Raw genomic sequence first — 12,568 nt, forward strand, 5'->3', positions numbered from 1 at the left:
GGGACAACCGCCCATGAGCCTCCTCGAGATTCAAAATCTGTCGGTGCGCTTTGGAGAAGACGGCGCGCCACCTGTGGTGGGCGGGCTAGACCTCAGCGTCGACAAAGGTGAAGTGCTGGCCATCGTCGGTGAATCCGGCTCTGGAAAGTCAGTCACGATGATGGCCTTGATGGGACTGGTCGATGCGCCGGGCAAAGTGGCGGCTGATCGTCTCCAATTCGCTGGCCAGGACTTGTTGACTCTCAAGGGGCGCCAGCGCCGTCGAGTGATCGGCAAGGACTTGGCCATGGTCTTTCAGGACCCGATGACCGCGCTCAATCCAAGCTACACCGTGGGTTTCCAGATTGAAGAGGTGCTGCGACAGCATCTGGGCCTCAAGGGCAAAGCCGCTCGGCAGCGAGCACTCGAGCTGCTCGAGCGGGTTGAGATCCCCGGCGCCGCCAGTCGTCTGGACGCCTACCCACATCAGCTGTCCGGCGGCATGAGCCAGCGGGTGGCTATCGCCATGGCTATCGCAGGCGAGCCACAGCTGTTGATCGCCGACGAGCCGACCACAGCACTCGACGTGACCATCCAGGCACAGATCATGGATCTGCTGCTGAGCTTGCAGCGCGACCAGAATATGGCACTCATCCTAATCACTCACGACCTGGCCGTGGTAGCCGAAACCGCTCAACGCGTCTGTGTGATGTATGCGGGCCAAGCGGTCGAGACCGGGCGCGTACCAGAGCTGTTTGACGCACCCGCTCATCCGTACACCGAAGCGTTGCTCGCCTCCATACCAGAACATTCGAATAGCCGGCGTCTTGCGACCTTGCCGGGCATCGTCCCAGGTCGATACGACCGCCCGGCGGGCTGCCTGCTCTCGCCACGTTGCCCTTACGCTCAACCACGCTGCGGAGAACGACCGGCACTGGAACCCTACGACCGCGGCGAGGTGCGCTGCTTTTACCCGCGCAACATGACACCTGGCGAAGCACCTGAAGTGCTGCCGGAGTCGCAACGACCTATTCAGCCACCCGGAGAACACCATGCCTACTGAGCCGTCGACAGGCAGCGTGCTGTCCGCACGCGAGCTGACCCGCCACTACCAAATCTCACGTGGGCTGTTCAAACCACACGCCACCGTACGCGCGCTCAACGGCGTGTCCTTCGAACTGGCGTCCGGCGAAACGCTTGCGGTGGTGGGCGAATCCGGCTGCGGCAAGTCCACGCTTGCACGGGCTTTGACACTCATCGAGGAGCCGACGTCCGGATCGCTGCAGATTGCCGGGCAGGAAGTGGCAGGCGCAGACAAGGCTCAACGCAAACAGCTACGCCGCGACGTGCAGATGGTGTTCCAGAATCCCTACGCCTCGTTGAACCCAAGGCAGAAGATCGGCGACCAGTTGGCTGAACCGCTTGTTATCAATACCGGGCTGTCACGCAGCGAACGCCGGGAGCGCGTGCAGGCGATGATGCAGCAGGTCGGGCTGCGTCCCGAGCACTACCAGCGCTATCCGCATATGTTCTCCGGCGGCCAGCGCCAGCGCATCGCCCTTGCGCGGGCCATGATGCTCAATCCGAAGGTGCTGATTGCCGACGAGCCGACTTCGGCGCTGGATGTGTCGATTCAAGCGCAGGTGCTGAACCTCTTCATGGATCTGCAGGAGCAGTTCAACGCCGGCTATGTCTTCATCTCCCATGACTTGGCTGTTGTCCGTCATGTGGCCGATAAGGTACTGGTGATGTATTTCGGCAGCCCGATGGAAATGGGGCCAGCCGAGCTGATCTACACCCGCCCGCTACACCCCTACACTCAGGTGCTGCTGGCCGCGACGCCTAGCATTCGGCCTGACTTGACGAAGCCAAAAATCAAGGTCAGCGGCGAACTGCCCAACCCGCTCGACCCACCTACCGGCTGCGTTTTCCACACCCGCTGCCCTCACGCTACCGAACGCTGCAGTTCAGAAGTCCCGGCATTCCGCCCTTTGGACGACAGGCTGGTGGCCTGCCACTACGCCGAGGAGGTGGGCTCGGTACCCCAAACCGCTTCGGTAGCCTGAGGCGAGTCAGGCCCGCGAGTTGCTTCATGGACTCAAACGAAAAAGGCCCCAGAACATGGGGCCTTTTTACTTGAGAGTGGCAGGGTCAGTGCGATTCGACGCCGCCGCCTATCTTGGATGACGCCTTAGACAAACGTTCAGCTAAATGGCGATTTGTCGTTCTCTCAAGCGCTCGAGCAGAGCCGGCCGTAGTGCAATGACGTCGAGTTCGATCACGCTAATCAACCCTGCTAATTGCGCTCGCGTAACCGATACGCCACACGGGAGCCCGGTCAAGACCAACGACTCCCCTGTCAACTCATCCAGCAGCATCGCCTGGATGGTCTGAGGAGAATCCATTGAGGCCGTGAACAACAGCGGCCTGAAGTGTTCCTGCACGAGCGCCAAAGCCTCGGGCAGCCTAATCCGGATCATCTGACAATTCCTTTTGTCCGAGCGGAAATTTTAGTTACCAAGCGCACCCATCGCTCGCCAAAGAAACGCCAACCACCTCACGTTTAAGCACGGGGTCACGTCAATCGTTGGGCAGAGGCCACGAGCTCGCTCAAATTATCCCATCTGAAGGGTTCACGCAGTGCGCCATCACTCAACGCCTCACACACTAGCTGGGGCAGGCGAGAATCGCGGCTTTGGCGTCTTAGGTCGGCTTTCGTCCTGCCGCACTCGCTCCCTTGGGACCAATCTGGGAACGCTTACACAGCCGTTCCCGTACCCCAGAAACGCTGAAGGCCCCGTAATACGGGGCCTTCAGTTCGTGATATGGCGGAGGAGGTGAGATTCGAACTCACGGAAGAGTTTCCCCTTCGACGGTTTTCAAGACCGTTGCATTCAACCGCTCTGCCACTCCTCCGCAGAGAGCGGGCGCAATAGTACCCGAACGAAACAGTCTGTCAAACACTGTCGTTAGGAGGAAACAAAAGCTCTGCTATGATCCGGGGCAATTCACCTTAGGCTGAATACATCTACAGGAGTGTCGCCATGCTCAAGCAACAGTACGCACCTACGCATACGCAGGTTGAACAGAAGGAAGTCAGCCGCGTTCTGCGCAACACCTACGGCCTGCTGGCCATCACCCTGGGCTTCAGCGCCTTCGTCGCCTACATGGCGATGCAAGCCAACGCAGCCTACCCGAACATCTTCGTGGTGCTGATCGGCTTCTACGGCCTGTTCTTCCTGACCGTGAAGCTGCGCAATTCCGCGTGGGGTCTGCTTTCGACTTTCGCCTTGACCGGTTTCATGGGTTACACGCTTGGACCGATCCTCAACATGTACCTGGGCACTGCCAACGGTGGTGAACTGATTGCCTCGGCGCTGTCGATGACCGCTCTGGTCTTCTTTGGCCTGTCGGCGTTCGTGCTGATCACCCGTAAGGACATGAGCTTCCTTAGCGGTTTTATCACCGCCGGTTTCTTCGTCCTGCTCGGCGCAATGGTCGCTGGTTTCTTCTTCGAGATAAGTGGTCTGCAGCTGGCGATCAGCGCGGGCTTCGTGCTGTTCTCGTCGGTGTGCATCCTCTACCAGACCAGCGCGATCATCCATGGCGGCGAGCGTAACTACATCATGGCCACCATCGGCCTGTACGTTTCGCTGTACAACCTGTTCATCAGCCTGCTGCAGCTGATGGGTATCATGGGTGGCGACGACTGATCAGTACCCATCGAATCAGCCCGCTTCGGCGGGCTTTTTCGTTTCTAAAGCTGGCGTATCATGTCAGGCAGTCATGCAACGGTGGCCCATGAAATTCGCAATTGCTCTGTTTTCCCCCGCCCACTCCCCTGCCTCACGCCGCGCCTTGCGTTTCACCGAGGCGGTGCTGACGGGCGGGCACGAGGTTGTCCGGCTGTTCCTTTATCAGGATGGTGTACACAGCGCGTCGGCCAACACAGTGACCGCGCAAGACGAACTGGATGTCGCAGAGCAATGGCGTCAACTCATCAGCCTCCACGGGCTCGACGGTGTGGTCTGCATCGCCGCGGGTCTGCGCCGTGGCGTACTGGATGAACAAGAAGCCAAACGCCACCAGCGCCCTGCAGCGAACCTTGCAGCGGGTTGGGAGCTGTCCGGTCTGGGGCAGCTGCATGAAGCCAGCCAGCACGCCGACCGCCTGGTCTGCTTTGGAGGCCACTGATGGCGCGCTCGATGCTCATCATCACTCGGCAGTCGCCGTGGTCCGGTCCTTCGGCACGCGAGGCACTGGATATCGTTCTGGCCGGCGGCGCGTTCGAATTGCCACTTGGGCTGTTGTTTCTCGATGATGGGGTATTTCAGCTAGCGCCTGATCAGCAGGCCACCCAGCTGCAGCAAAAGGACCTGACGGCCAACCTGCAGGCACTTCCCATATTTGGCATCGACGCGCTGTACGCGGCCAAGCGCAGCCTCAGCGAGCGCGGGCTGGATGAGGCCACGCTGTCGCTGACGGTAGAGTTATTGGACGATGCCGGCCTGCGCGCCCTTATTAACCGCTACGACCATGTGATCACGCTCTGATGGCAACTCTCCACTTGCTTTCACACTCCCCGTTTGCAGATAGCCGCCTGGCCAGCTGCTTGCATCTAGTCACTGCCGACGATGCGCTGTTGCTTTGTGGGGATGCGGTATATGCACTGAAGGACGGCACGGCCCAGCGGAAAGCGTTGGATCTGATGCCCGAGAGCATCGCACTGTTCGCGCTGGACGAAGACGTGGCCGCCCGTGGCATCAACTCCCTGCCGTCGCGCCTGCAGCAGGTCGACTATGACGGCTTCGTCGAGCTCTGCTGTCGTTATGACCGGACCAATTCTTGGCTATGAACGGGCTGATCATCAATGGCATAAGCGTTGCTGTGGATCAGGAAGGCTTCCTGGTTGATCTCAACGATTGGAGCGAGCCGGTCGCAGAAGCACTGGCGAACGCTGAAGGGATCACCCTCCAAGCCGAACACTGGGAAATTCTCCGGGTGCTGCGCGAGTTTTATCAGGAGTTTCAGCTGTCGCCCGCAACGCGTCCGCTGATCAAGTACACCGCATTGAAACTTGGCCCGGAAAAGGGCAACAGCATGCATCTGAACCGCCTATTCAAAGGCACCCCTGCCAAGCTGGCTGCAAAGCTGGCAGGCCTGCCGAAACCGAGCAATTGCATATGAGCCTGGTCACCCCTGCCGAACATCCTTTCGCCGTGTTCGTCCGCATTCTCGGCAAAGGCAAGCGCGGCGCCCGTGACTTGACCCGCGAAGAAGCGCGCGAAGCCATGGGTATGCTGCTTGACGGCAAGGCGGAAGACACGCAGCTCGGCGCCTTTCTCATGCTGTTACGGCACAAGGAAGAAAGTGCCGAAGAACTGGCAGGATTCACCGAAGCCGTGCGCGAGCGCCTGCAAGCGCCAGCAATCGCGGTGGATATTGATTGGCCAAGCTATGCCGGCAAGAAGCGTCATCTGCCCTGGTATTTGCTTGCTGCAAAATGCCTGGCACACAACGGCATTCGGATTCTGATGCATGGCGGTGGCGCACACACCGCAGGTCGGATGTATACCGAGCAGCAGCTCGAGCTATTAGGTATCGCTAGTTGCCGCGACTGGGCTGAAACTGCCAATGCTCTGGATAAAGACAACCTCGCTTTCATGCCACTCGGTGCTTGGATGCCGGGGCTTCAGCGCATGATCGATCAGCGCAACATTCTCGGTCTGCGTTCCCCTATCCATTCGCTGGCTCGCATCCTCAATCCACTGAGTGCCCGCTGCGGACTGCAGAGCATTTTCCACCCGGGCTATCAGGCAAATCACAGGGAAGCCAGTCGGCTACTGGGCGACACCTCAATCGTGATCAAGGGCGAAGGGGGCGAGATCGAGGTCAACCCCGATGGCGTTGCGCACCTGTACGGTACCCAGGCGGGCGAGTCTTGGGACGAAGACTGGCCGGCGCTTTCGCCGCAACGTCACGTCAAACCTGCGCAGCTCGATCCGCAGTATCTGGTTGCTGTCTGGCAAGGTGCCGAAGATGCCTACGGCGAGCTTGCAGTCGTTGCGACGATGGCCTTGGCACTCCGAGGCCTCGGCCACCCGCGTGAAGCAGCGTTCGATCAGGCTCGTGAGTTCTGGGCGCATCGGAATCTATCGACCTGAACGATTGGTTTGACCGGGCTTTACGACTCATCAATCGAGCCGTGACACCTACACTGTTTTTAATTCGAAACCGTGGAGGTGAGCATGGGACTTCTGGTCGACGGCCAGTGGCAAGACCGCTGGTACGAAAACAGTAACGATGGAGAATTCCAGCGAGAGCAGGCCCAACGGCGAGACTGGGTCACCACGGACGGTTCGCCAGGGCCAGATAACCGCCCCGCCGTTCAGGCACAAGCAGGTCGCTATCATCTCTATGTCTCGCTGGCCTGCCCCTGGGCTCATCGCACCCTGATTTATCGCAAACTCAAACAGCTCGAGCCGTTGATCGACGTTTCGGTGGTCAGCTGGCTGATGGCGGAGCACGGCTGGACATTCGACAAGCAACGCGGCTCGACTGGTGATGCGCTGGATAGCCTGAGCTATCTGCATCAGCGCTATACCGCTGATGACGCTCAGTACACCGGCCGTGTGACGGTTCCGGTGCTTTGGGATAAGCAGGAGCAACGCATCGTCAACAACGAATCGGCCGAGCTCATTCGCATCTTCAACGGCGCTTTCGATGATCTGACTGGCTCGAGGCTGGATCTCTACCCAGAGCCGCTACGTGCCGAGATCGACGTCCTCAACGAGCGCATCTATCCACGCGTCAACAATGGCGTCTACCGGGCCGGGTTTGCGTCAACGCAGAAGGCCTACGAAGCAGCATTCGATGAATTGTTCGCCGAGCTCGATTGGCTCGAACAGCGTCTCAACGAGCATCGTTACCTGACCGGCGAATACCTGACGGAGGCGGATTGGCGTCTGTTCACCACCATCGTTCGCTTCGATGCCGTCTACCACGGTCACTTCAAATGCAACTTGCGACGGATCGAGGACTATCCCAACCTTTCGAACTGGCTACGAGAGCTGTACCAGGGGCCGGGGATTGCCGAGACCGTCGACTTCACCCACATCAAGCACCACTACTACGCCAGTCACCGGCATATCAACGGCAACGGCATCGTACCCAAAGGCCCAGAGCTGTCGCTGGACCGCGCGCATGATCGGGATCGCCTGGCCGGAAAGGGCATCTGGTCGCGCTAAGGCCGCGACCGTCTCGGAGGCCGCGATAGTTACCTGTCGCGGTTCTGAGCGCCTTCGAACCATGCAAGTTTTTCGCGTAACTGCACCACCTCGCCAATGATGACGAGCGTTGGCGCCTGCACCTGTTCGTTGGCCACTCGCTCGGCCAGGTTGGCGAGCGTTCCGGTAAACACTCGTTGATTGATCGTGGTTCCCTGCTGGACCAAGGCAGCGGGGGTATCGGCCGCGCGACCGTGTGCGATCAGCTGTTGGCAGATAACCGGCAGACCGACCAGCCCCATGTAGAACACCAGGGTCTGGCTGGGCGCGACCAGTTCTGACCACGGCAAATCGCAACTTCCATCCTTCAAATGCCCCGTCACGAAGCGTACCGACTGAGCATGATCACGATGGGTCAGCGGAATACCGGCATAGGCCGCGCAGCCACTGGCCGCGGTGATCCCGGGAACGACCTGGAACGGCACGTCGTGCGCCGCCAGCTCTTCGATCTCTTCGCCGCCTCGCCCGAATATGAACGGATCGCCACCTTTGAGCCGCAACACGCGCTTGCCTTCTTTGGCCAGGGTAACCAGCAACTGGTTGATCTGATCCTGCGGCACCGCATGCGCTGCGCGCTGTTTACCGACATAGATGCGATCGGCATCGCGCCGGCACAGGTCGAGGATAGCGGGCGCAACCAAGCGGTCGTAGAGGACCACGTCGGCCTGCTGCATCAGGCGCAGGGCACGGAAAGTCAGCAGATCAGGATCGCCCGGTCCGGCACCGACCAGATAGACCTCGCCCAGGGTTTTCGGCTCCGCACCGGACAGTTTTTCCGCCAAGAGCCGCTCGGCCTCTTGCGCCTGACCAGCGAGCGCACGCTCCGCGACGCTGCCCTGGAAGACTTCTTCCCAGAACACACGCCGCTGCTGTACGTCTGCAAATTTGGCCTTGACCTGGCTGCGGAATTTCTTCGCCAGGCCTGCCAGTTCGCCATAGACCGCTGGCACCCAGGTCTCGATGCGCGCTCGCATGAGGCGCGCCAGCACGGGAGCATCACCACCGCTGGAAACAGCGATCATCAGCGGCGAGCGATCGACAATAGCTGGAAAAATCACCGTACACAGCTGCGGCGAATCCACCACGTTGACCGGCATGCCAAGCGCCTGGGCATCTTTGGATACCTGCTCATTCAGCGGCTCGTCATCGGTCGCAGCGATCGCCAACACGCAGCCTGACAAGTCGCCAGCGAGATAACCTCGAATGATTGTCTGTCCGCCGCCTTGCGCTACCAGTTCGCTCAACTGCGCCTCTACTTCCGGGGCGACAACCCGCAGCACGGCGCCCGCTTCTGACAACAAGCGAGCCTTGCGCAGCGCAATCTCCCCACCGCCGACGACCAGTACCGGACGGCCCTTCAGATTGTGGAAAAGCGGCAAAAAATCCATGGACCCGTCCTGGTGAAAATATGAGATAGAGCCATCTCAAACCTTACGGCTGTGACGGCCCTTGTCGAGAATCAAGAGAGCCCGGATGGTCGTTCGGCCATTTCCCTGCGAAGCACATCACCCGTCTCTCTGCACCTGCGTCGGCACGCTATCGAAGGGTCAACCGATCACTTCGATACCGCCCATGTAGGGCTTGAGTGCCGCCGGCACGCGGACGCTGCCATCGGCCTGCTGGTAGTTTTCCAGCACTGCGACCAGCGTACGACCTACGGCCAGCCCGGAGCCATTCAGCGTATGGACCAGTTCGGGCTTGCCCGTTTCCGGATTGCGGTAGCGTGCCTGCATGCGGCGCGCCTGAAAGTCGCCGCAGTTGGAGCAGGAAGAGATTTCACGATACTTGTCCTGACTCGGCACCCAGACTTCGAGATCGTAGGTCTTAGTCGCACCGAAGCCCATGTCACCCGTGCACAGCGCCAAAACGCGATACGGCAGTTCCAGCAGCTGCAGTACCTTCTCGGCGTTGGCCGTCAAGCCTTCCAGCGCTTCGAACGACTGACCCGGCTCGACGATCTGAACCATCTCGACCTTGTCGAACTGGTGCTGACGGATCATCCCGCGGGTGTCACGGCCAGAAGCGCCCGCTTCGCTGCGGAAACACGGCGTATGCGCGACGAATTTCAACGGCAGCTGCTTGGCATCCAGGATTTCGCCGGCAACGATGTTGGTCAGCGAGACCTCGGCGGTGGGAATCAGATAAAGGTCAGCTTCGTTCTCACGGCTGATCTTGAACAGGTCCTCTTCGAACTTCGGAAGCTGGCCGGTACCCTGCAGCGCCGGGGCCTGGACCAGATAAGGCGTATAAGCCTCTTCGTATCCGTGCTCGCGGGTGTGCAGATCCAGCATGAACTGCGCCAAGGCGCGATGCAGACGGGCGATCGGCCCGCGCATCAGCGCAAAGCGCGCACCGGATAGCTTGGCCGCGGTCTCGAAGTCCAGCCAGCCGTGCTGCTCGCCCAATGCGACGTGGTCTTTCACTTCGAAGTCGAAGGCCTTGGGCGCACCCCAGCGGCGAACTTCGACGTTCTCATCTTCATCTTTGCCAACTGGAACCGATTCGTGCGGCAGGTTCGGCAGGCTCAGCATCAACTGATCCAGCTCGCTCTGGATGCCTTCCAGCTCAACTTTTCCGGCTTCGAGTTCTGAGCCCATACGGTCGACATCGGCGAGCAACGGCGCAATGTCTTCACCACGCTGTTTGGCCTGACCGATGGATTTGGAGCGAGCGTTGCGCTCGGCCTGAAGTTGCTCGGTACGGGTCTGCACGGTCTTGCGCTGGGCTTCAAGCGCCTCGATACGCGCCACATCCAGCTGGTAGCCGCGGGTCGCGAGGCGGTCGGCCACGTCTTGCAGCTGTGTGCGTACCAGTTTCGAATCAAGCATGGTGGGTCTCGTCTATGGAAGCTTTGAGGAAAGGCCAAGAAGCGAAGTTTACTGTGATCCAGGCCAGGTTCATAACCTGCCAAGCGTAAGTCCGAGCCAGGCGGCCAACAGACCACCGAGCACACTCACGCCGATGTAACCGAAGGCTGTCGCGGGTTGGCCACTTTCCAGCAGGCGCAAACCGTCCAGCGAGAAGCTAGAAAACGTCGTTAACGCACCGAGAAAGCCAACGATCAACCCGCTGCGCATCTCCGGGGACAGTTCGGGACGGTGCAGAAAAGAGGCGTACAGATAGCCAATCAGCAGACAGCCAAGCAGATTCACTGCGAGGGTTGCTAAGAAAAAGTGCCTAGGCCACTGAGTGGAGACCCATGTCGAGACGCCGAATCTGATCAACGTACCTACAACACCGCCGGCGGCCACGGCCAGAACCATGCGAATCATGTTTTTCTCCGCTGCCGCGGGCTTTGCTGATCGAGACGTGCCAGATGCTCAAGTTTGTCGCGGATTTTGCTCTCCAGACCACGCGGTACGGGGTCGTAATAATGGCGCGGCTCTATTGCTTCTGGAAAATAGTCCTCACCCGCAGCGTAGGCGTCAGGCTCATCATGGGCGTAGCGATATTCGTTGCCGTAACCCAGCTCTTTCATCAGCCGGGTCGGCGCATTACGCAGGTGCAACGGAACCTCCGCCGAGCCGTTTTCCCGAACGTCCCGCATCGCTGCATTGAAGGCGCTGTAGACCGCGTTGCTCTTCGGCGCGCAAGCAAGGTAGACGATCGCCTGAGCGACGGCCAATTCGCCCTCCGGACTTCCCAGCCGCTCCTGCACATCCCAAGCCGACAGACACAGGCTCAGCGCCCGAGGGTCGGCATTGCCAACTTCTTCACTGGCCATACGGACCACACGCCTGGCGATATACAGCGGATCGCAACCACCGTCGATCATTCGTGCAAACCAGTACAACGAGGCATCCGGATTCGAACCGCGGACCGACTTATGCAAAGCCGAGATCTGGTCGTAGAAGGCCTCCCCCCCCTTGTCGAAGCGCCGCCGGCTGTCGCCCAGCAGATCCTGCAGCAGCTCGACGCTGATCTCGCCGCCCTCTTCGGCCAGGTCCGAGGCGTTTTCCAGCAGGTTCAATAGCCGTCGTCCATCACCATCAGCAGCTGCCATGAGGATCTGAAAACTCTCATCCGGCAGGCTCAGATGGAGGTCGCCCAATCCCTTAGACTCGGTCAATGCGCGCGTGACCAGCCTGCGTAGCGCAGCCTCGTCGAGGCTCTTGAGCACATAGACCCGGGCACGCGACAACAAGGCATTGTTAAGCTCGAACGACGGGTTTTCGGTGGTGGCACCGATGAAAATCAGCGTGCCATCTTCAACGTAGGGTAAAAAAGCGTCCTGCTGAGACTTGTTGAAGCGATGCACCTCATCAACGAACAAGATCGTACGCCGTCCGTATTGGGCCGCTTGCTGCTTTGCAATCTCCACGGCCTGGCGAATCTCCTTGACGCCCGCCAACACCGCCGAGACGGTCTCGAAGTGCGCGTCAGACACTTTGGCCAGCAGGCGCGCTAGGGTGGTCTTGCCGACTCCCGGCGGCCCCCAGAAGACCATCGAGTGCAACGCACCCTGCTCCAGCGCCTCACGCAACGGTTTGCCACGCGCCAATAGGTGCTCCTGCCCGACATATTCGTCAAGGCTGGCGGCGCGCAGGCGTGCGGCTAGAGGTTGAGCGACAGGTTCACGGCTGAACAGGTCCATCGGCGACGGAAGCCTCTGATGCAAACGGCCTGCGGGAAAGCAGGCCGTGTGGGTAAACGGAAAAGCGAATGCCTGTTACTCGGAGATGACGTCGGCCCCATCAGGAACTTCGAAGGTGAACAGCTCGGCCTTGAGTGGCTGGTTCAACTTTACGCCTTGGAACAGGATGTTGGTGCGTTGGCCAACGCCGTCAACCATTTGCATGTCGTTGATCACGCCACCGCGAAACGAAAGACGAAGGCTGTCGAACAGTGTGTCCTTGGCTTTCGGCTTGAGCGTGAAATCGACCACTTCCCCCGCCTGCTGGTGCGACACCTCGAAATTCTCATTGATTGCCGATACATCGCCCGACAACAGCAGTGCCGGGGTATGGGTCAAGCGCTGGTCGAGCGTCTGGATGGTAACTTGCTCGAGATCCGGATCGTACAACCAGACTTTCTTACCGTTAGAAACCAGCAACTGCTCCATCGGTTCATCGGTATGCCAACGAAACTGGCCCGGGCGCTTGAGCGCCATTTCACCGGAGGTCTCCTGCAGCTGGGTTCCGGTGCCATCCAGAGACAGCTGGGAAAAGCGGCCGGTCAAGGTTTCTGCCTTCTGCAGTAGGCCGGTCAGGCGTTGCACAGAGGCGGCCTGGTCAGCGTGAGCCGGAACCAGTGTGAACAGCAGAGCGGATGCAAACAACGCACGAATCAATTGCATGAAGCCC

15 protein-coding genes and 1 tRNA gene are annotated in these 12,568 nt (G+C 59.9%); 9 read left to right on the top strand and 7 right to left on the bottom strand.

The window, feature by feature from the left end; genetic code table 11:
- Positions 1-13: 13 nt before the first annotated feature.
- Positions 14-1,042, top strand: coding sequence for a dipeptide ABC transporter ATP-binding protein DppD (gene dppD, locus C1896_13115; GenBank protein AZZ45750.1), 1,029 nt, complete (start codon positions 14-16; stop codon positions 1,040-1,042).
- Positions 1,032-2,045, top strand: coding sequence for an ABC transporter ATP-binding protein (locus C1896_13120; protein ID AZZ45751.1), 1,014 nt, complete (start codon positions 1,032-1,034; stop codon positions 2,043-2,045). Before dppD ends, C1896_13120 begins: the two co-directional genes overlap by 11 nt.
- A 141-nt stretch (positions 2,046-2,186) precedes the next feature.
- Here C1896_13120 and C1896_13125 read toward each other — a convergent pair whose 3' ends face one another.
- Entirely contained in the window at positions 2,187-2,459 is a 273-nt protein-coding gene (locus C1896_13125) for a DUF1652 domain-containing protein (GenBank protein ID AZZ45752.1), read from the bottom strand.
- A 346-nt stretch (positions 2,460-2,805) separates the two neighbouring features.
- Positions 2,806-2,895: transfer RNA gene (locus C1896_13130), tRNA-Ser, on the bottom strand.
- Between the two features lie 128 nt (positions 2,896-3,023).
- Between C1896_13130 and C1896_13135 the strand changes: the two genes are divergently transcribed.
- The 7 genes from C1896_13135 (at position 3,024) to C1896_13165 (ending at position 7,226) form a co-directional block, all read left to right on the top strand.
- A complete protein-coding gene (locus C1896_13135) occupies positions 3,024-3,692 on the top strand; it encodes a BAX inhibitor (BI)-1/YccA family protein (GenBank protein ID AZZ45753.1) in 669 nt (222 codons plus the stop codon).
- 88 nt (positions 3,693-3,780) lie between these two features.
- Positions 3,781-4,173: a sulfurtransferase complex subunit TusD gene (locus C1896_13140; protein ID AZZ45754.1), complete on the top strand. Its 393-nt coding sequence runs from the start codon at positions 3,781-3,783 to the stop codon at positions 4,171-4,173.
- A complete protein-coding gene (locus tag C1896_13145) occupies positions 4,173-4,532 on the top strand; it encodes a sulfurtransferase complex subunit TusC (GenBank protein AZZ45755.1) in 360 nt (119 codons plus the stop codon). Before C1896_13140 ends, C1896_13145 begins: the two co-directional genes overlap by 1 nt.
- Positions 4,532-4,834: a sulfurtransferase complex subunit TusB gene (gene dsrH, locus C1896_13150; protein AZZ45756.1), complete on the top strand. Its 303-nt coding sequence runs from the start codon at positions 4,532-4,534 to the stop codon at positions 4,832-4,834. The genes C1896_13145 and dsrH overlap by 1 nt, the downstream gene beginning before the upstream one ends.
- Positions 4,831-5,166 carry a TusE/DsrC/DsvC family sulfur relay protein gene (locus tag C1896_13155; GenBank protein AZZ45757.1) on the top strand — a complete coding sequence of 112 codons (336 nt, stop codon included), beginning with the start codon at positions 4,831-4,833 and terminating at the stop codon, positions 5,164-5,166. Before dsrH ends, C1896_13155 begins: the two co-directional genes overlap by 4 nt.
- Positions 5,163-6,143 carry a glycosyl transferase family protein gene (locus C1896_13160; protein AZZ45758.1) on the top strand — a complete coding sequence of 327 codons (981 nt, stop codon included), beginning with the start codon at positions 5,163-5,165 and terminating at the stop codon, positions 6,141-6,143. The genes C1896_13155 and C1896_13160 overlap by 4 nt, the downstream gene beginning before the upstream one ends.
- Before the next feature lie 84 nt (positions 6,144-6,227).
- Positions 6,228-7,226 (top strand): glutathione-dependent reductase, encoded by a 999-nt coding sequence (locus C1896_13165; GenBank protein ID AZZ45759.1) that lies wholly within the window; start codon positions 6,228-6,230, stop codon positions 7,224-7,226.
- Positions 7,227-7,255: 29 nt separating this feature from the next.
- On the opposite strand, the gene cobA is transcribed toward C1896_13165, so the two are convergent.
- From cobA to C1896_13190, 5 genes are all read right to left on the bottom strand, one after another.
- A complete protein-coding gene (cobA, locus tag C1896_13170) occupies positions 7,256-8,653 on the bottom strand; it encodes a uroporphyrinogen-III C-methyltransferase (protein AZZ45760.1) in 1,398 nt (465 codons plus the stop codon).
- 159 nt (positions 8,654-8,812) lie between these two features.
- Positions 8,813-10,093: a serine--tRNA ligase gene (locus C1896_13175; protein ID AZZ45761.1), complete on the bottom strand. Its 1,281-nt coding sequence runs from the start codon at positions 10,091-10,093 to the stop codon at positions 8,813-8,815.
- A 69-nt stretch (positions 10,094-10,162) separates the two neighbouring features.
- On the bottom strand, positions 10,163-10,537 hold the full coding sequence (locus C1896_13180) for a fluoride efflux transporter CrcB (protein ID AZZ45762.1): 375 nt from the start codon (positions 10,535-10,537) through the stop codon (positions 10,163-10,165).
- Complete coding sequence (locus C1896_13185) at positions 10,534-11,859, bottom strand: recombination factor protein RarA (GenBank protein AZZ45763.1); 1,326 nt, start codon at positions 11,857-11,859, stop codon at positions 10,534-10,536. The genes C1896_13180 and C1896_13185 overlap by 4 nt, the downstream gene beginning before the upstream one ends.
- 75 nt (positions 11,860-11,934) lie before the next feature.
- A complete protein-coding gene (locus tag C1896_13190) occupies positions 11,935-12,561 on the bottom strand; it encodes an outer membrane lipoprotein carrier protein LolA (protein AZZ45764.1) in 627 nt (208 codons plus the stop codon).
- Positions 12,562-12,568: the final 7 nt, after the last annotated feature.

The organism is Pseudomonadaceae bacterium SI-3 (assembly GCA_004010935.1).
GTDB lineage: Bacteria > Pseudomonadota > Gammaproteobacteria > Pseudomonadales > Pseudomonadaceae > Stutzerimonas.